This is a genomic window from Alicyclobacillus macrosporangiidus CPP55, assembly GCF_000702485.1.
GTDB classification, from domain to species: domain Bacteria; phylum Bacillota; class Bacilli; order Alicyclobacillales; family Alicyclobacillaceae; genus Alicyclobacillus_H; species Alicyclobacillus_H macrosporangiidus_B.
On record NZ_JNIL01000001.1, the window covers coordinates 1,615,152 to 1,634,481 of the forward strand.

Annotated in this window: 18 protein-coding genes and 1 riboswitch; of the genes, 4 read left to right on the forward strand and 14 right to left on the reverse strand. The window is 64.3% G+C overall.

Annotation, left to right across the window (positions count from 1 at the left end; all coding sequences use genetic code 11):
• Positions 1–48: 48 nt before the first annotated feature.
• The gene (locus N687_RS0108140) at positions 49–906 is read left to right on the forward strand and encodes a MurR/RpiR family transcriptional regulator (protein WP_029421385.1); all 858 of its coding nucleotides are present in this window, start codon (positions 49–51) and stop codon (positions 904–906) included.
• A 169-nt stretch (positions 907–1,075) separates the two neighbouring features.
• On the opposite strand, the gene N687_RS0108145 is transcribed toward N687_RS0108140, so the two are convergent.
• Positions 1,076–2,548, reverse strand: a complete 1,473-nt coding sequence (locus N687_RS0108145; protein WP_051663063.1) for an MFS transporter — start codon at positions 2,546–2,548, stop codon at positions 1,076–1,078.
• Positions 2,549–2,652: 104 nt separating this feature from the next.
• A complete protein-coding gene (locus N687_RS0108150) occupies positions 2,653–3,951 on the reverse strand; it encodes a CaiB/BaiF CoA transferase family protein (protein ID WP_081841241.1) in 1,299 nt (432 codons plus the stop codon).
• Between the two features lie 274 nt (positions 3,952–4,225).
• On the opposite strand from N687_RS0108150, the gene N687_RS24730 reads away from it, so the two are divergent.
• The 3 genes from N687_RS24730 to N687_RS0108160 are packed head-to-tail and all read left to right on the forward strand — an operon-like array spanning position 4,226 to position 5,774.
• Positions 4,226–4,336: a GntR family transcriptional regulator gene (locus tag N687_RS24730; RefSeq protein WP_231493590.1), complete on the forward strand. Its 111-nt coding sequence runs from the start codon at positions 4,226–4,228 to the stop codon at positions 4,334–4,336.
• A gap of 2 nt (positions 4,337–4,338) precedes the next feature.
• The gene (locus N687_RS20865; RefSeq protein ID WP_231493431.1) at positions 4,339–4,890 is read left to right on the forward strand and encodes a GntR family transcriptional regulator; all 552 of its coding nucleotides are present in this window, start codon (positions 4,339–4,341) and stop codon (positions 4,888–4,890) included.
• Entirely contained in the window at positions 4,887–5,774 is an 888-nt protein-coding gene (locus N687_RS0108160) for a hydroxymethylglutaryl-CoA lyase (RefSeq protein WP_029421388.1), read from the forward strand. Before N687_RS20865 ends, N687_RS0108160 begins: the two co-directional genes overlap by 4 nt.
• A 234-nt stretch (positions 5,775–6,008) precedes the next feature.
• Here the strand turns inward: N687_RS0108160 and N687_RS0108165 are convergent, their stop codons facing one another.
• From N687_RS0108165 to N687_RS0108220, 12 genes are all read right to left on the reverse strand, one after another.
• Positions 6,009–7,766: a methyl-accepting chemotaxis protein gene (locus N687_RS0108165; RefSeq protein WP_029421389.1), complete on the reverse strand. Its 1,758-nt coding sequence runs from the start codon at positions 7,764–7,766 to the stop codon at positions 6,009–6,011.
• Positions 7,767–7,913: 147 nt separating this feature from the next.
• Positions 7,914–7,998: riboswitch (cyclic di-GMP riboswitch) on the reverse strand.
• Between the two features lie 202 nt (positions 7,999–8,200).
• Positions 8,201–9,496 (reverse strand): MFS transporter, encoded by a 1,296-nt coding sequence (locus tag N687_RS0108170; protein ID WP_029421390.1) that lies wholly within the window; start codon positions 9,494–9,496, stop codon positions 8,201–8,203.
• Positions 9,497–9,571: 75 nt separating this feature from the next.
• Complete coding sequence (locus N687_RS0108175) at positions 9,572–10,915, reverse strand: MFS transporter (protein WP_029421391.1); 1,344 nt, start codon at positions 10,913–10,915, stop codon at positions 9,572–9,574.
• 96 nt (positions 10,916–11,011) lie between these two features.
• Complete coding sequence (locus tag N687_RS0108180; RefSeq protein WP_029421392.1) at positions 11,012–12,445, reverse strand: UbiD family decarboxylase; 1,434 nt, start codon at positions 12,443–12,445, stop codon at positions 11,012–11,014.
• 55 nt (positions 12,446–12,500) lie between these two features.
• A complete protein-coding gene (locus N687_RS0108185; protein WP_029421393.1) occupies positions 12,501–13,025 on the reverse strand; it encodes a (2Fe-2S)-binding protein in 525 nt (174 codons plus the stop codon).
• A gap of 1 nt (position 13,026) precedes the next feature.
• A complete protein-coding gene (locus N687_RS0108190; RefSeq protein WP_081841242.1) occupies positions 13,027–15,390 on the reverse strand; it encodes a xanthine dehydrogenase family protein molybdopterin-binding subunit in 2,364 nt (787 codons plus the stop codon).
• On the reverse strand, positions 15,387–16,277 hold the full coding sequence (locus N687_RS0108195) for an FAD binding domain-containing protein (RefSeq protein WP_029421395.1): 891 nt from the start codon (positions 16,275–16,277) through the stop codon (positions 15,387–15,389). The genes N687_RS0108190 and N687_RS0108195 overlap by 4 nt, the downstream gene beginning before the upstream one ends.
• Positions 16,274–16,738: a CoxG family protein gene (locus tag N687_RS0108200; protein WP_081841243.1), complete on the reverse strand. Its 465-nt coding sequence runs from the start codon at positions 16,736–16,738 to the stop codon at positions 16,274–16,276. Before N687_RS0108200 ends, N687_RS0108195 begins: the two co-directional genes overlap by 4 nt.
• Positions 16,711–17,451 carry a cyclase family protein gene (locus tag N687_RS0108205; RefSeq protein ID WP_051663064.1) on the reverse strand — a complete coding sequence of 247 codons (741 nt, stop codon included), beginning with the start codon at positions 17,449–17,451 and terminating at the stop codon, positions 16,711–16,713. Before N687_RS0108205 ends, N687_RS0108200 begins: the two co-directional genes overlap by 28 nt.
• A gap of 14 nt (positions 17,452–17,465) precedes the next feature.
• Entirely contained in the window at positions 17,466–18,206 is a 741-nt protein-coding gene (locus N687_RS0108210; protein ID WP_231493591.1) for an IclR family transcriptional regulator, read from the reverse strand.
• A gap of 81 nt (positions 18,207–18,287) precedes the next feature.
• Positions 18,288–18,977 (reverse strand): RraA family protein, encoded by a 690-nt coding sequence (locus tag N687_RS20870; protein WP_051663065.1) that lies wholly within the window; start codon positions 18,975–18,977, stop codon positions 18,288–18,290.
• Positions 18,964–19,314 (reverse strand): hypothetical protein, encoded by a 351-nt coding sequence (locus tag N687_RS0108220; protein ID WP_029421400.1) that lies wholly within the window; start codon positions 19,312–19,314, stop codon positions 18,964–18,966. Before N687_RS0108220 ends, N687_RS20870 begins: the two co-directional genes overlap by 14 nt.
• Positions 19,315–19,330 lie beyond the last annotated feature (16 nt).

Sequence of the window (19,330 nt, forward strand, 5' to 3'; positions counted from 1 at the left end):
TTTTTTATTCGTAGCATGAAGAAAATTATGTGTCAACGGGGTGCGGGCATGACATCGTTGAGTGAAATTCAAAATGCGTTTTATACCCAACTGGGCGACCTGCCTCCGTCCGTGGCCAAGACGGCGGAGTGGTTGGCGAACAACGTGATTGAAGTCGCCTGGCAAGGAATTGAAGACGTGGCGCGGCGAATTGGGGTCAGCCCGGCAACGGTGATGCGGACCATCAAGCACTTCGGGTTTCACGGGTATTCGGAGCTGCAGCGCTTCATCCGGGAACGTATTCCTGCGAGTGCGCTCGCCACACGCATGTTCAGGGATCACCCCAACGGATCGAGTCCCAACCTCTCTCCCATCGGCGCCGTCATTCAGGAAGAAAAAGCGAATTTGGACCGCCTCGAACCCGCGATTGCGCCCATCCTGCACGATTTGACGGACAGAATCCTGTCCGCGAAACGGATATTCGTGGCCGGCGGCCTGTTGACCGCACCAGCGGCGCAATATCTCGCCCTGCACCTGCAGCTTCTCCTCGATGATGCGTCGTTTGTGGATTCCTCATCCGCCCGTGCGAGGCTGGTCCTCGCGCGATTGAAGCCCACCGACTGCGTTATCGGCATCAGCTATCCGCGCTATTTGGCCAGCACGTACGCGTTTGTTCGAAGAGCGCTTGACGTGACCGACAACGTCGTGTTCATCACCGATCAGGACGGACCGCCGATTTCGGCCGTGCCGTTGTTCGTGCGGATCCCGTCCGCATCCTGTCACCATTTTAGCTCGCCCACGTCGTTGATGGCGTTCATCCATGTTCTCACAAAGGCCCTGAGCCGAAAGAGCCCCAGCCGCGTCTTCGCGAACCTGGCCCTTGTTGACGAAGCGCTGAACGATGGGCTCCTCTCCGAGATCGAGTGATTCGGAGATTAGGATTTCGGATCTGAAAGAGCCCATCGTACACGGCCTCATGGAACACACCGTGCGCAATGCGATCTGGCGGGTCAAGAGACCCGCCCCGGACCAACGCCGGCTCAGGCCCGGCCCCGCTCCGGACCAACGCCGGCTCGGTCCCCGGACGAGCCCCCGCCTACACCTCCGCGGCCGCACTCCCCGTACCGACAGCGCCAATGCCCCCGCGTTCTTCCTGCTCTATCTCCTCGAGGCTCTTCTTCTTCGTCTCCAGCCCCAGCCACAGGATGCAGGCGGCCATCACGAGATACATGGCGAACGACGTCCAGAAGACAGCGTACTGTCCGCCCCGCTGGAACAGATAGGCGATCATGTAGGGCGAGACGATGGTTCCCGCCCGGCCGAACGCATTGGCGAGGGACGACCCCGCCATGCGCACGGAGGTCGGGAACATCTCCGGGATGTAGCTGGCGAGAATGATGGCGATGAGGATATTGCCCCCCGCCACGAACAGGAACCCGAGGGTCATGATCGCCGCAGGCGTGGTGGAGTAACCGTACAGGACCCCCAACACCGCCAGGATGATGGAGATGATGGCGAGGGTCCACTTGCGTCCGACGCGATCGCTCAGCCACGCCGCCAGCGCGTTGCCAGGGATGGCGCCGAGCATGATGACGAAGGAGAACGTGAACGTCTTCACCTGGGAGATGCCCTGCTTCACGAAGAACGTCGGGATCCAAGCCGTGAACGTGTACCAGGTCACCAGCGTGAGGACGGACACGATGATGGACAAGACGGTGATCTTGCGGACACCGGGCGACCACAAGGACACCGCCCGGGCCGGATGTCCACTCGCCGCGCCTGCGGTGCTCTCGGAGCCCGTCACAGAATCCCCTGCCGCGCGCACCGCCGCTGCTCCCGCCGGCCTAACTGCGGCCCCCGCGTCTCCAGCGGCCAGCGGCGGCAGTCCCTCGACGCCCTGCTCAAACTGCCGAAGCACCGCCTCCGCCTCCTGATGGCGGCCTTTGATCTCCAACCAGCGGGGCGACTCCGGCAGATAGAGAACTTGCAGCAGCCAGATCACGAGCGGCGGAATGCCCGCCAGCCAGAAGAGGGATCGCCATCCGTAGTGCGGGATCAACAACAGCGCCGCCAGCGCCGCCGCGGGTTGGGACAGGTTGATGATGAACGACATCATGCCCGTCCAGAAGCCGCGGGATCGCTTCGGGACAAATTCAACCCACAACCCGTAGCTGGTGACGATCACGGCGCCGAGGCCCAGTCCGGCGATGAAACGCGCTGCCAGGAGCCCCTGCAGCGACGGAACCACCGCGCAGGCCACGGTGGCCAAGCCGTAGACCAGCAGCGAATAGCGCGAGGTGAAGCGGCGCCCGAAGCGATCCCCCAGGGCCGCCGCCCCCAACGCCCCCAGCAACAAGCCGAAAAACGTGGCGGAGATGAACTGGGCATTCTGACCGACCGTCGAAAAGTGGGTCGCCACCATCGCCGCCAGCACAGAACCGGCGAGATAGATGTCAAACCCGTCAAAAAACCCGCCGCCCGCCAGCAAAAACATCACCGAATAATGCCGTTTTGTCATCGGCAGCCGATCCAATCGCGCACCTGCCAGGGTCCCGGAAGACTGACCCATGTGTACCTACCCCCGTCGAACAGAATCCAATTTTACGTCTATTTTGTTCTTTGTTCGTCCCGACGGTGGGCGGCGCCGCCACCCACCTGCAACAACCGGTGCCCTTAAATCACCCCATCCTCCTTGAGGCGCGCCAACACCTCCTCCGAGTACCCGAGCAGTCCGCGGTACACCTCGTCGTTGTGTTCGCCGGGCGCGATCCCGCCGGGGAAGCGGATCTGCCCCGGGGTGCGGCTCAGCTTCGGGACGATGCCCGGCATCGGGAAGGTGCCGTAGACCGGGTGATCGACCGGGACAATCATCTCCCGTGCCTGGTACTGCGGGTCCTCCACCATGTCCTTGGCGCTGTAGATGAGCCCGGAGGGAACGCCGTGCCGCTCGAGGACGGCCAGCGCGTCCTTGGCGTCGAGCGTCCGGGTCCAGGCCTCGATCCGCTGGTCCAACTCCTCCATCCGCTCGCCGCGGGCATGATGCGTCGCGTAGCGCGGGTCCTCCGCCAGCTCGGGCTCGCCCATCGCCTGGCACAGCCGCCGGAACACGTTGTCCGCGTTCGCGCCGATCACGATGTACTTGTCGTCCCTCGTCAGATAGATGTTGGACGGCGCGATGCCGGGCAGGATGTTGCCCTGACGCTCGCGGATGTACCCCGCCAAGAGGTAGTCCGGGATGACGCTCTCCATCACCGAGAACACGGCTTCGTACAGGGCCGTGTCCACCACTTGGCCGCGGCCCGAGCGGGACCGCTCGTGAAGGGCCATGAGGCAGCCGATGGTGGCGTGCAGCGCCGCCAGCGTGTCCCCGATGCTGATGCCCACCCGCGCCGGCGGCCGGTCAGGAAAGCCGGTGACGTACCGGATGCCGCCCATCGCCTCGCCGACGCTTCCAAACCCGGCGCGCTCCCGGTACGGGCCCGTCTGCCCGAATCCGGAGGTGCGCACCATGATGAGGCCCGGGTTGACCTCGGCCAGCCGCTCGTATCCGAGGTTCCACTTCTCCATCGTCCCCGGGCGGAAGTTTTCGATCACGATGTCCGCCTTCGCCACGAGATCGAGAAACACCCGCTGCCCCTCGGGCACGCGCAGGTTGAGCGTGATCAGCTTCTTGTTGCGCGCAGCGATGGGCCAGTACAGGCCCTGCCCGTCCTTCACCTGCCCCCACCCGCGCAGGGGGTCCGGTTTGTCCGGCGCCTCGATTTTGATGACCTCCGCGCCGAAGTCCCCCAGGAAACGGCCCGTCAATGGGCCGGCGAGCAGGGTGCCCAGTTCGAGGACGCGGATGCCGGCCAGCGGGGTCGATCCCGCGGCCAGCCCCTCCCCCTCCGGCCTCACGGCCCCGGATGCTGGTGTTGCGGTCGTACGCAGATTCGTGCTGTCAGTCGTGGAAGTCCGGATGGCGTCCGACATGCCCTCACCTCATCGCCGTCGTCTTCGTTGAAAACGCTGTACTTTCTGTCGATGATATCGTATTGTATACAATAGTCAATAGGGTTTGTGAAGCCACGCGAGTCGAAGGCCGGTGATAAGCCGTATTTTCGCGATACGGCGAGACCTTTGAACGCTCACGCCCGGATCGTCAGAAGATGTTTGTATACAATTCGGCAAGGAGGGGCACGGACTGGACGCCTACGAGTTCATCCGCAAGGCCATCATCCAGGGAGACTACGAGCCCGGCCAGCGCCTGACCGAGGAGTTTCTCGCCGGAGCGCTGAACCTCAGCCGCACCCCCATCCGCGAGGCCATCCGGCGCCTGGAGGCGGAGGGGCTCGTCACCCCCTCAAGCGCGGGGTGATGGTGCGAGCCTACACCCGTGAAGACGTGGAGCAGATCTACGATCTCCGCGCCCTCCTCGAAGCCCACGCCGCGGGACGCGCGGCGCATCACCGGACGCAGGCGGACATCGCCGCGCTGTATGAGGCCCACGCCGCCTTCGAGGCGGCCGTCGTCCGTTACCGGCCCCGGCACCGGGAGGGCCTCGAGGACGTGGTGCACTGGAACGGCGTGTTCCACGATCACGTGGTCCGCGCGGCCGCCAACCCGCACATCGGGTTTCTGCTCGAGAAAGTGGTGGCGTTGCCGCTGGTGTTCCGATCCTTCTACTGGTACGACGAGAACGAGGTCCACCGGTCCCTGGAGACCCACGCCGCCATCTTGAAGGCGATTGAGCGCCAGGACGCCGACTGGGCCCGCGCGGCCATGGCGCAGCACATCTACCAGGGCCGCGATCACGTCCTGGCGCACATTCCGGACGCTCGCGCAACGGCACAAGAGGACGCCGGACCCGCCAGGGCGGCGGAACCTGGGGCGGCCGGCACATCCATCCGCATGGGAGGGGAAACCGAATGATTCACATCACGGAGGTAGGCCCGCGCGACGGGCTTCAGAACGAACGCAAGCATCTGACGACCGCCGAAAAGGTGGAGATGATCCAGCGCCTGGTCGCCGCCGGGCTCCGGTACATCGAGGCGGTGTCCTTCGTCAACCCGAAGGTGGTGCCGCAGATGGCGGGTGCCGAGGACGTCATGGCCGCGGTCCCGCGCCGGGAAGGTGTGACCTACGCCGGGCTGGTGCTCAGCCGATCCGGGCTCGAGCGGGCGATCGGCAGCGGGATCGATGTGATCCACATCGCCCTCGCCACGAGCGACACCTTCAATCTGCGCAACGCCCGGCGCACGGTGGAGCAGGGCCTGGCCGAGCTCGCGGCCGTGGCTCGCGACGCAGTGGCCGCCGGGACGCCAGTGGTGGGGTACCTGGCGACGGCCTTCGGCTGCCCCTTCGAGGGCGAGGTGCCGGTTCATCGCGTGCTCTCCGCCGCCGACGTGCTGCTGGAAGCGGGCTGCCGCGGCATTGTCCTGTGTGACACCGTGGGTGTCGCCCACCCCCGCCAGGTGCAATCCATCATCGAGGCGTTTCGATCCCGCTTCGGCCCCGACGCCCAGGTCCCCCTGGGGCTGCACTTCCACAACACCCGCGGCCTCGGCCTGGCGAACGTGTACGCCGGGTACCTGGCGGGCGTGCGCCGCTTCGATGCGTCCGTCGGCGGCCTCGGCGGCTGCCCGTTCGCGCCGAAGGCGGTCGGCAACGTCTGCACGGAGGACATGGTGAACCTGTTTCACCAGATGGGCGAGCCCACGGGCGTCGACCTGTCCCGGTTGGTGGATGCGGCCCGCTGGGTGGAGGCACGGGTAGGGCGGCGCCTCGATGGCATGATGATGAAGGTGGGAGTGTGACGGCGAGGGCGGCTTTTCCGGGGCTGGGGTGGCCGCCCGCGGCCGGGGGGAGGTTCGCGGGCCGGAGGAGAGGCACGCCAGGAACGGCATACCCGCGGCCAGGGAGATGACGAGCCCCCCGCAGCGCGCGGGGCAGGGAGCCTCGGAGCCCCCGCAGCGTACGCGTGGGGAGGCCCGAAGCCCCCGCGGCCGGCATCCGTCTACGGCCGTGCCCACCCCCGCTGTCCCGGGGGATCAGACGCGGAAGGGGGCCAGCAGAGACTGGAGCTGCTCCGCCATCTGCGTCAACGACTGGGCTGAGGCCGCGATTTCTTCCATGGAGGCCAGCTGCTCCTCGGTGGCGGCGGAAACCGTCTGCATGCCGGCGTTCGTCTGCTCCGTGACCTGGGCCACCTGGCCCATCACGTCCCGCAGCTCGGCGGCGTGATCCGCCAAGCGGTGTGCCGACACCGAGACCTGCTGGATCTGCTGGGACACCGTCGCAACCGCCTCCGCGATGGCGTCAAACGACGCGCCCGCGTCCTCTGTGGCCTGCAACCCCGACGCCACCTCCTCGGTGCTCTCCCGCATGGATGCCACCGCCGCCTGGCTCTCGTCCTGGATCCGGGTGATCAGTTCCCGAATCTGCTGCGCCGATGTCGCGGCGTGATCCGCCAGCTTTCGCACCTCGTCTGCCACCACCGCGAAACTGCGGCCGTTCTCCCCCGCGCGGGCCGCCTCGATGGCCGCATTGAGCGCCAGCAGATTCGTCTGTTCAGCGATGTCGGTGATGACCTCGACAATCTTGCCAATCTCCTCAGACCGCTGCTCCAGGCCCATGACGACCGCCGCCAACTGGTCCATCTTCTCCTGAATCACGGACATCCGCTGCTGCACCACTTCCAGGGATGCGTTTCCGTCCGCCGACGCCTGGGCGGCCGTGGCGGCGGATCGGCTGGCCTCCTCCGCGCTCCCGGCAATCCGGTCCATCGCCGACGCCACCTGATTGACCGTATCATGGCCGCCGTGCACCGCCGTCACCTGCCGCTCCGCCCCAGCGGCCACCTCCTGGGCGGTTTGCGTGACCTGCTCGGTGGCACGCATGTTCTCCTCCGCACTGGCGGAGAGCTCCTCCGCGGAGGCAGCCAGCTGTTCGGCCGCTTCCCCGACGCTGCGGATCAGCGTCCGCAGCGCGTCCATCATGTTTGCGAACCCGCGTTGCAGGCGGGCAATCTCATCCCGCCCCGATGTGATCTCCGGCTCCACCGTCAGGTCCCCCGCCGCAACGCGTTCCACTTGGGCGGTCAACCGGGATACCGGTTTTGAAATGCGGTGGGCGATCCACAGGCTCACCACGGACCCCAGGATGACCTCAGCGACGATGACCCACAGGAGCGACCTCAACACCTCGTTGGCCGGGGCGTTGAAGTCGGACAGGTACGTCCCCGCCGCCACGTTCCAGCCCCACACCGGGTCCTTTTGGACATACACAATTTTCTTCGCCAGCTGATCGGAGTTGGGCAGTGGCCACATGTACGTGAGATAACCGCCCCCGTTCTGGGCCAGCTTGACCATCTCCCGGCCCGAATACACTCCGTCCGCGGTCTTCTGATTCCAATTGTCCTTTCCTTCCACGGTGGGATTCATCAGGCTGAGCGCGTGGTCGTTGATGGCAATCACGTAGCCGTTCTTGCCGATGGCGAAACGGGGATTGATAGGCCGGTGGCCCTTGGCGTCCTTCGGCCCGAGCACCTCCTGCTTGACCTTTTCCTGGGCGGCCTCCAGCGTCATCTGGCCCGATGTCACCTGCCCGTTGGCCTCGTCGATGAGGGCCAACACATGCTGGACCGTCTGCCGCAGCTGTTCCTTCCCCGCCGCCTCTAGCTGATTTTGGGTCACGGTGTAACTGACCAAGCCGAGGACCAAACTCGGAATCACCAGCAGCGCCAGCGACAACACCAACAACTTAAAACGCAGCGACGAAATCCAATCCCGAAGATGCAGCTTGCCCATGTCTTCCTCCTGCTCGATGGCATATCCCGTTCCAGGCGCTCCGTCCGCATTCCCGCAAGGCAACAAAAAAAGGCGGCCCGGCCATCATGCAGGGCCACCTCTTATGAACGCAGAGACATCGCGCGCAGAAACCACGATGGTGCTGCATGTGGCAACCCGGCGGTCATAGACGGACGTCCTTAGACCCGTGGCTTTGCGTCCCAGCGTTTCCACTGGTTTGCCCTGAGCACACGCCAGAAGTCGTATGCAGTTCCGGACTGACGAAACGGACCGCCTGTCCTAAGGAATCTGTAACTCAGTTACATCTATCGTAGCCAAATTGTCCAGCCATGTGCAACCCCATTCCAGCGCGAACGCGCGCTTTGTGCTTCAACCGGGCGCCTGCAAAGCGCCGTCACCGCATGGCCAGGATGCAAACCGTCCGCAAAGCCTGGTCACGGTTGCGCCGTCCCAACCTCGGACGTCCGCGTGGCAGGCGACAACGCCTCCTCTTCGTAGTAGGTGCGTTCCACCTTCCCGAGGATGATCACGTACGCGGCCGCGCCGAGCAGCGCCACGAGTCCGGTTAGAATGAGGGGGATTCGGAAACTGTGGAAGGTCCCGTACAGCACCCCCGTGATCAACGGCGCAAACGAAGCACCCAGGTTGCCCCCGAAGTTCTGAAGCGAACTCACCGAGGAGACCACCCGGGGCGGAGCCAGATCCATCGGCAAAGAATTGACGCTGCCGGTGACCAGTCCCATGGCGGCCATGGTGAGCACGAGGAACACGACGGTCATCGCCGGCGACGTGCTGTACGCCGCAATCAGCACGAACACGGTGCTGAGCAACAGTCCGCCCCCGATGACGGTTTTACGCACGGTCGTCTTGTTGCCGCCGCGGTTCACCCAGGCGTCCGCCAACCAGCCGCCGAGCAGAGTGGTGACGATGGAGACCACGAACGGCAGGGCGCTGAGCGACCCGCTCTGCCCGATGCTTAGATGTTCCTGCAGCACCAGGATGCCGGGCAACCAGGTCAGGAACACGTAAAGCACGTACAGGTAGCCGAACTGCCCGATGATCATCGCCCAGGTGTTCCGGTACTGGAACAGTTTTCGCCAGGGAATGCGCACCTCACCCACCACGGCCGCAGGCTCCTGCGCAACGGCGCGATCCCGCCGGTAGATAAGCAACCAGATGGCCACCCACACCACGCTGAGCGCACCGGTGAGATAGAAGACCTCGCGCCACCCGAGCGCCGTCAGAATGGCGGCCGACAGCGGCAGGCCGATGGTCGGTCCCAGCTTGTTCCCGGTGAAATAGATGCTGATGGCCTTGCTCCGGTCCCGCGGCGGGATGTTTTCCACCACCAGCTTGGGCGCGGACGGCAGCAGGGTCGCCTCCCCGAACCCGAGCAACGCCCGGAACACCGCCAACACCGGAATCTTCAAGGTCACCGCGGACAACCAGGTGGCCACGGCCCACAAGGTCAGACCCAACGGCAGCACGCGGCGCGGATGCAGGCGATCAATCAGGGGGCCTGCAATCAACAGGGACAGGGTTAAGCACCAACTGAAGACGGATTGCAGAAGTCCCAGCTGCCCGGGGGTCATCAGGTGATGCTTCACCCAGTAGGATCCAACGATGGAGATGTTGACTCGATCGATGGCGGAGACCACCAGTGCGGCCAGCAACATGAGGACGATGGCCCATTGATACCAGGACCATCCCGATGCCCTTCTCTCTTCCATACATTCCTTCCTTTCCTGTCTGGTGTCGGACAATGCATTCGCCGGTCGGCGGCTGCAACCCCCGGATGACTTTCGTCAGTCCGGCAGCGGCTGTCCCTTGGTTTCCCTGCAGAACAGGGTGCAGACGAACCCGAGAATGTAAATCAACCCAATCCACGTGGCGGCCATGCTGTATCCGCCCAACACGCTGATGAGGTAGCCGGCGAACAGCGGGCCGAGAAACGCCACAAACCGGGCGGCGTTGAACACCAGGGACACGCCGGTGGCGCGGAACGCCGTCGGGAAGAACTCGGGCAGCCACACCGGCATCCACGAGTACTGACCCAGGGTGAACAGACCGTTGACCGCTGTCAGGAACAGCAGCCAGTGCAGATCATGGACCCACAGGAACAAGACCGGCGTCAGGACGAGCGACATGCCGAAGTACAGCAGGGCCGTCCGCTTGCGGCCCCACGCGTCCGCAAGGAACCCCAGCAGGATGTACCCGGCGATGGCGCCCACGTTGTACACCATGCCCGCCAGACTGGACCAGTGGGTGGCAGACAGACCCTGGCGGCCGGCCATCGACGCCAGATAGGCGGGAACCCAGGAGGAGATGGCCCACCAACCGACCGTCGTGGTCAGCGACATCAGCAGGCCGAGCACCGTCTGGCGTCTGACAGAAGGATCAAGAAAAAGCGCTTTCAGGGTGAACGTGGCATATTTCTGTTCGTGATCCGCCAGCCGCTCCCCCTGTCGCAGCCGGTGGCGCACCTGGCGGCGCAGGGCGTTGGACTGCTCCCAGCGCTGCGACTCGTCCACACTGCGGCGCAGCCACAGCACCAGCAGCGCCGGCAGCACGCCCAGCACGTACATGACGCGCCACGCGTTCGGTCCCGTGCTCCCAAGGAAGAACCACACCAGGGACGCGATGAAGAAACCAATGCCCAAACCGCACTGCATGATGCCAGCGGCCTTCGCACGCGTGTGTCTGGGGAAGACCTCGGCGACCATGGATGTGCCTGTCCCCCACTCCGAGCCGATGCACACCCCGACCAAAAATCTCAGTACGATGAATGACGTCCATGACCAAGCCACCGCGCTGATGCCTGTCATCAGGGCGTACGCTAGAATCGAGAGCATCATCACTTTCTTGCGCCCTAGGTAATCCGCCAAAATGCCGCCGACAATTCCGCCGATGCCCCAGCCCAGCAGCGTCAAGCCGATGGTCAGGCCCGAGTAGAATGGGACCATCTTCAGCTGCGCGGCGGGCAACAGCTGTTTGAGCGCCACTCCGACGGTCAGAATCATGGCGTACGTCTCGTATCCGTCGAACAGCCACCCGAGGTTGGACGCCAGCAGCGCGTACCACTGCTTGGGATGGATGGAGCGGTACCATGGTCCGGATTCTACGGCCATTTCTGCATTGACCGTGTGCATGACACATTCCTCCAATTCTGAATTCCAAAGGAACGCTTCGGCCCGACGTCATCGAAGGGATACCGTTGCCTCCCGTTCCGGTGGGCATCCCGCCGCTCAAAGCGGCAGGATGCTGCTCCACCGGCGCCTCACCTCCTCCCGGAGTTCCGGACTCGCCTCCGCGACAGGCGGGAAATCCTGCAGGTGGTCGAACGGCCGGCACGCGTCGATGATGGCCCGCGAACTGAACATCGCCTTGGAGGTGTACGCGACGGACATCGGGTCGTTCTTCGAGCCCATGGCGTTCCGGATGATATCGATGTCCCGCTCCGGGTCCGACCGGGTCGCGACGGCCCACATCACCTCAGATAGATTGGACGGGTCGATGTCGTCATCCACGACGATGGTGTAGCGCCCCATGTAGGCCCCGACGCCACACTGGCTGAGGATGTGCCCGCACTGGCGGGCGTGTCCGGCGTAGCGCTGCTGGATGCTCGCGACGGTAAGCATTCGTGCGCCGCCGATCTCGTGTGCCCACACCGACGTGACCCCAGGGACGCCGGCCGCCTCGAGGGCATCCAGCAGCAACGCTGACCGCATCACCGCTTTCGAGTACGAGTAGTCGTTGGGCGGCTTCGCCGGAGGGCTGCCGACGATGATGGGATCCCGCCGGTGATACACACGCTCCACCGTCACCACCGGTGCCGGTTTTGCACCGGCCTGGTAATAACCGTGGAACTCACCGAACGGTCCCTCCAACCGGGTGTCCCCGGGATGAATCCACCCCTCCAGCACAATCTCGGCGGCGGCCGGGAAAGGCAGCCCGGTCAGCTCGCCATGCACCACCTGGACCGGTTCGCCGAGCACCGCGCCGATGTAGTTGAATTCACAGATCCCGTACGGGACCTCGATGCCCGAGATGAGGTAACACAGCGGATCGGCGCCAATCACAATGCAGACCGGAAATGGTTTGTCGGCCGCCATATACTTTTGGTACTGGATGTGGCCGTGCTTGCCGGAGACCATGTCCAGCCCGACGTGGTTCGCGTCGTGAACCATCACCCGGTACGTGCCCACATTGATCCAGTCGGAGTCGTAATCCTTGGTCACCACCGCGCAGCCGGTGCCGATGTACCGTCCGCCGTCCGCCTCGTGCCACAGGGGCGCGGGGAACTTCAGCACGTTGACCGCGCCTCCCACGTCGACGTGCTCGAAAACCGGACCGGTTTCAACCGCCACCGGATCGAACGCCCTGGCGTGAGCTTCCCACGCTTTCGGTTTGCCCCGCAACCAGCGCACCAGCTCGTGATGGTCGTTCGTGAGCGGCCCGCGCAGGATGGAGGCGAGCCGATACGGACTGCTGGTGGTGCAGGTGAGCACCCGGTAGCCCGGCGGATAGTCGGGAATCTCGTCAAACAGGAGGGCGGAATGCCCCTCCCGCTTGACGTTCAATTCGCTGATGGCACCCAGTTCAAGCTGCCAATGGGCCCCGCGGATCACCTGCAGGTTACCGCTCTCCTCCATCTGTGCGAGCCACGCCCGGAGGTCCAACGGGTTGCCTCCTGCCATGTCCACTCGCTCCTTTCCGCCCTGATGCCAGGGCCGCTCATCCAGCGACAGTCGCCGCCTTGTCCGCGGCGGCATCCGTCTCTTTCGACGCCCTCAATTTCTCCGCCGCCCGGTGTACCGCGGCGATGATCTCCGGGTAAGCGGCGCACCGACACAGGTTCCCGGACATGTAGTGCTTGATCTCCTCATCCGTCGGATTCGGGTTCTCTTGCAGCAGTTGCGTGGCCATCATGATCATGCCTGGCGTACAGAACCCGCACTGGAAGCCCTCGCATTCAATGAACGCCTCTTGCACCGGCGACAGTTGTTGCAGCGTGCCCAGTCCTTCGACGGTCTGCACATCACAACCGTCGACCAAGGCCGCGAGGTACAGGCATCCGGACACCGCCTTGCCATTGACGTATACCGTGCAGCATCCGCACAATCCCTGGCCGCAGCTCTCCCGCACGCTGTACATCTGGAAGCCGCGCCGCAGCGCCTCCACCAGGTTTTCGTGCGGTTGCACCGCCAATTCCACGGGCCGCCCGTTCAACCGAAACCGAATCGTCTTGTACTCCGCCATGTCACGCATCCTCCCATACTTGTCCTTGCTTCTCACGCAGCGCCTTCAAGACCTTTTCCGGCGTGAGCGGCGTCTCATAGATGCGAACACCGATGGCGTCATAGATGGCGTTGGCCACCGCCGGGGAGAGCGCCAGCGACCCGGTCTCCCCGATGCCCTTGGCCCCGAACGGCCCGTTTCGGTGCGGCACTTCGACGATGCTGACCTCATTGATATCCGGCAGATCCCAGAATCCCGGGATCTTGTAGTCTGCCATGCTGGCGTTCACAACCTGCCCCTCGTCGAAGACCATCTCCTCAAACAGGGTGAAGCCCATCTGCATGAAGGAAGCCCCCGATAGCTGCCGCCGTACGATGCCTGGATTGATGGCCTTGCCGCAGTCCCCGACCGTCACCAGGCGAGTGATGTGCACCTTGCCGGTTTCCGTGTCCACCTCCACCTCGACACCCGTGCCGCCGACCATCCAGTACGGCGTGATGTGTTCGGACATCCCTGTCTCGGGATTCGGCTTTTCGTAGTAGGGGAAATAGGTACCGACCCCGAGCACATTCCCCGCCTGCATGCCGTGCCGCTTGGCCAGGATCGCGCCAAAGGTGTAGAACGAGCCGTCCGGAGCCGCCACACCGCCGTCCCGCACCACCAACGCCGCCGGGTCAAAGCCGGTCTGCTCCGCACACATCGCGACGATCTTCTGCTTCGCGTCTTCCGCTGCCAGGCGTACCGCGTTGCCCATGTGGAAAGTGGAGCGCGAGCCGAGGGTCGCCATGTCATACGGGGTCACTTCGGTGTCTGGATGAATGATACGGACATCTTCCGCGCGCAGCCCCAGGACGTCCGCAGCGATCTGTGCCATGGCGGTGTCAGACCCCTGACCCATGTCGACAGTGCCGCAGTACACCCCCACGCTGCCGTCGCTGTACAGGTTGACGAACGCCACGGAGGTGGTCGGCGACACCGCTGCCTTCACGCCGATGGCGATGCCGCGTCCCCGCCGGATGGTGCCCGACCCGTGGTCAAACGGCTGATCCCAGCGCATCTTGCGGGCCAACTCCTCGAGGACCTCCACGGTACCCGCGTCCTGCATGATGGTGCCGGTGGCATGGGGCCGGCCGTTTCGCAAGATGTTTTTGCGGCGGAATTCCAGCGGATCGATCCCGAGTTCGCGCGCGATGATGTCCGCCTGGCTCTCATACGCCCAGACCAACTGCGGAATTCCGAACCCGCGCAGGGCCCCTGCGGGCGGCAGGTTGGTGTACACCGCGTACGAGTCGAGGCTCACCGCCTCAATGTCGTACGGACCGGCCGCGGTGAAGCCCGACTTCTGGGTCACGCGCGGGCCAATGTCCGCGTACGCACCGCCATTCCACCAGGTCTTGCAGTCGCGCGCGACAATGCGCCCGTCCTTCGTGACGCCTGTGCGAATGGTGACCGTGGCCGCGTGGCGGGTGATGGTGTAGAACTGCTCCTCCATGGTCAGGCTCAGCTTTACCGGACGCTGTGTGATCAGTGCCAACGCAGCGACGAGCGCCTCCAGCTTGATGTACAGCTTGGCGCCGAAACCGCCGCCGAGGTAAGCCGTGCGCACGCGCACCTTGTTCTCTGGCCACCCGAGTAACCGGGCCACTTCGATCCGCACGAACGACGGGCTCTGGGACGAGGTGTGGATCAGCAGGTTGCCGGTGTCGGTGAGCTGGGCCACGGTGACGGTCGGCTCCAGTGGCAGATGATTGACCTGCTGGCTGCGGAACGTGTGTTCAAACACGTAGTCCGCTTTCGCGAACGCAGCATCCAGGTCCCCGCTGCGCAGGTGGTATTCCATCCCCACATTGGTCTTGGTGCGGGGTTGCAACGACTTCAAGTCGGCGAACGTCCCGGCCGGACGAATCACGTCGTGCACGATGGCGGTCTGCGACTTGTACGCTTCCACCTCGTGAAACACCGGTTCGAGCTCCTCGTAATCGACTTCGACCAAGTCGGTCGCCTGGTCGGCCACATGCACGTCGGTCGCGAGCACGACCGCGACCGGCTCACCCACGTGACGCACCTTGTCGATGGCGAGAATCGGCTGGTCGTGAAATGCGGGCCCGTAATAGGGGTCCGGGATGACCTTCAGGATGTCCTCGGCCGTGATGACGTCGTACACCCCGGGCAATGCCTTGGCTGCGGACGTGTCGATCCCGCGGATGCGCGCATGCGCCACCGTGCTGCGCACGACCTTGGCATGCAGCATGCCGGGCAATTCCAGATTGTGAATGTATTCTGCACGGCCGGTGACCTTTGCGGCGCTCTCCAGGCGCTTGACCGGCCGGCCGACCTGGCCGCTGTGCACCGCGCTCTGGACTCCCGGTTCCATCACTTTGCTCATTGCGTCACCCCTCCATCCCCGTTGTGATCGCCCTGGGCAACCTGTTGCAGCGAACGGCGCACGCACACCTTGACAATCTCCCGTTTGTATCCAGACGACCCTCGGATGTCGGCCAACGGATGAATCTGCGCTCCCGCCAGTTCGCCCGCGTGTTGGAGCACCTCGTCCGTCGGACGTTGCCCCCGAAGGAACGATTCCACCTCGTGAAGACGCACCGGCCGTTCTGTAGCCGCGCTCACCGCCACGCGCGCGTCGGCGATCTGCCCATCCTCAAGCCGTACGAACGCCGCCACGCCCGCCATCGGCCAATCGTCCGCCGACAGTGCCGTGAACTTGAAGTACGTCCCGCGCATGCCCTGCGGAAGCGAGGGCACGACCACCTCGGTGATGAGCTCGCCCGGCGCCAGCGCCGTGCTGTAGTAGCCCGTGAGAAACTCCCCCAGCGGGACGTCCCGCTGCCCGGCCGTGCTGGATAAGCGCAAATGCGCATCGAGTGCCAGCAGGATGGGCGGCAGGTCCATGTGTGGGTCGCCGTGGGCCAAGTGGCCGCCCAACGTCGCCACGTTCCGGACGCGTACGTTCGAGAGCGTGCGCAGCGCCTTCGGAATGACCGGGCTGAACCGCGCCACCACCGGTGAGAGCTCCAGTTCACGCAGCGAGACGAGCGGTCCCAGGTGCAGATTCCCCGCTTCGTCCACCTCCACCTTGTCCAAAGATGGTTTCAAGCGTTGCAGGCTCACCAGCCGCTCCGGCGCGTACAGCTTGGATTTCATCATCAGCATCAACGCCGTCCCGCCCGCGAGCGGGCGGACCAGCGGATCGTCCGTGTTGAGCAAAGACAACGCTTCTTCCAACGTATCTGGCTGAATCAGTTCAAATGCGTTCATGAGAGCGCCTCCTGCGGGTGCGTCAGCGCCGCCTTCAGATTTTCGGCAAACAGGTTCCCCATCTCCTCACACTTCGCCCGGAAGACGGACTGGCCGATCCCCCCCAATTTCCCCGTGATGGTCTGGTCCAGCACGTACTGAATCCGGGTGGTCTGCTCGTCTACCGCAGTGACCGTCAGGTCAACCGTCCCGGAGAGCTTGCCGGCCAACGCCTTCGGTTTCCCGTCCACCACGGCCTTCAGAGAGGACGGCGCGTTCACCTCCGTCAAGCGCACCGTCACGTCGAATTTCAGTTTCAGGAACGCCACTTCGACTTCCAGGATGGCGCCGTAGTTTCCTTCCCCCAGGTCGGTCAGCTGGCTGCAACCCGGGATGCACTTCGCCAGCCGCTCCGGCGTGCTGACGAACTCGAACACTTGCTCCTGCGGGCATTTCACTTCAAATTCGCTAGATACCTGCATGTCTCCAGGTCCTCCTCATCCAGTAGAATCGCGACGGCGCGAATCGGCCCGGCGGTCCCGCCGACGATCTTCAGCGGCAACCCCATGTACCAGAACTGCCGCCCGGCCACTTCGCGCAAGTCCCCGAGATTCTCGGTGTTGAGAATCCCGCGCTCGCGGCAGACCGAGTGAGCCGGCTTCCACTCGTCCCCCTTGTGGGGCTCCACGTCGACACTGGCACAGTCGATCCCGATGTTGATCACACCGCGGTCAGCCAACCATTCGGCAGCTTTCCGGTCCAATCCCGGGTGCTTGTTGCCATACGCCGGTTTGGGGAAGGTGCGGACGTAGTGCCCGGTGTACAGCAGAACCACTTTCGGGGAATGGGCCCCCGAAAAGTCCACCCCGGCACGCCGGGCCGCCTCCTCCAACATGTCGGCGGTGATGAACTCTCCCGGTTCTGCGTGGCTGACGTCCAGGCAGACCGCCAAACCGTGGAACATGTCGAGCGGCAGCTCGTGAATCGCTTTCGCATCCGGACTCGGATCCATGTGTTGAAATGAATCGGTGTGGGTCGCGCAGTGGTCCGACAGGAACAGTCCGTTGATGGCGAACGTCCACTTCCCGTCGGGCAGCTTTTCCACCGACTTCAAACGGTGCACGACCGTCGGTTGGTGACCCCGGTACACGGGCGAACCACTGAAAATCTCCTGCGACAGATCGATGATGCGCATCAGGTATCCCTCCTTCACCAGATCAGGGCCAGCCGCTCGGACAACTTCGACGCCGCCCCCAGGACTCCGGACTTGACCACTTCGATGCGTTCATCCGTGGCTTCGTACATCGGAATGGTCGCCACGACTGCAGCCCGCACCTGGCCGCGCCGGTCGTGAACCGGGGCGCCGAGGCCGAACACGGTGGGATTGACCTCCTCCCGGGACACTGCGTATCCTTGCTGCCTGACGACCGCCAGTTCCCTGAACAACCCGTCCAGGGTGGTGATGGTGTGCTCCGTGATGGCCGGCATGCCGCGCTCCCGCATCATCGCGGCGACTTCCTCGTCCGGCAAGCTCGCCAGCCACACTTTCCCGGCTGCCGTCGCGTGCAATGGGGCCATTTGCCCCAACATCGAGGCGACCCGCAGGGGTTTGATGCCTTCCACCTTGTCGACGTATATCAATTGCCGGTTCTGTTCGACCGCAAACTGCACGCTCTCGCCGATTTCCTGAACGAGTTCCACCAGCACCGGGTGAACGATGTCTTCCAGTTGGGTGTGATCTTTGTACCGGAGCGCCATGGCGACGAACTTGAACGACACCGAGTACCGTCCGGTGTCCAGGTTGCGGACCACATAACCCATATCCTCCAGCGTGGAGAGGATCCGCGAGACATCCGCCTTATGAATGTCCAGCGCGGTCGCCAACTCCATCACGCCCATGCCATCGGGAGTACCGACGAGGGCCTCGAGCAACTGCATCGTGCGAGTCACCGCCAGCAAACAACCATCTCCATCCACATGTAAGCTGACCCCGTCCACTGCGGGGGCGTCCCAGGTTCGTCACTGCAGCGGTCACCTGGATTGCAGGATCTTCGCCTCTTCGTCGGTCAGGTCGCGCAGGCGCCGACCGACCTCGGCCAATACCTCTGGCGGCACGAAACAGACACCGCTGTCATCCGCCACTACGACGTCGCCCGGCCGTACCTGGACACCCGCCACTCGAATCGGCACGTTGATACCGACCCCCTCCAACCGGCCACGGCCCGTAACGGATGTCACCCCGCGTGACCAGACCGGCAGTTGAAGAGCGGAGATCTGATCCAGGTCGCGCACGGCACCATCCACGACCACCCCGGCGATCCCACACGCAACCGCACGGTGTGCCGCCAAGCCGCCGAATACGGACCATAGCCCGACCCCGTCGCCTTCCACCACCAACACGTCTCCTTGAGCTGCGATCGCCATCGCGGACTTGTGGATCAATCCATCCTCCGCATGCTCTCGCGACCGACGTTCTGGCAGGTAGCGTACGGTCACCGCCCGGCCCACCACACAGCGCCCAGGCAGTCGGCTTGGCAGATGGGTCGCCGCGACGGCCGTCGCGTATCCCAACTCGTCGAGAATGTCAGATATGCTGGAAGACAGGCCGGGAATTCGTCGCCATCCATCGACGATGGCCAAATCGACCTCCGGCATCGCACCGACCTCACGGGGCTGGTGCGTGCCGATTTTCGCCCGAGAACCTCCCTCACTTGGCGCCATGACCGTTCCCTCCCGTCGTGCTCGAGATCTCCACCAAGAGTCCAGAGGGAAATCGCACGAATCCGACCTCTGCCCCCCAGGGCTGACGCTGAATCGGTTGAACGACCTGCGCCCCCCGCTGCAGAACGTCCTCCAACGCCCGCGAATCTACCGCGCCGAGCGTGAGGATGGGCGCCTCCGGTTGAGGCAATCCCCACCGCCGCCAGGACGAGTCGGTCACCAACGCCAACTCCACTTGAGACCTTCGGTACAAGCCGTCCTTGGAGAGTCGCCACGGCTCGTGCAGACGCTGGATCCAGTCCATCTCCTCATCCCGAACCGGGATGGACACCCACATCTCAACCCCTCCTCCG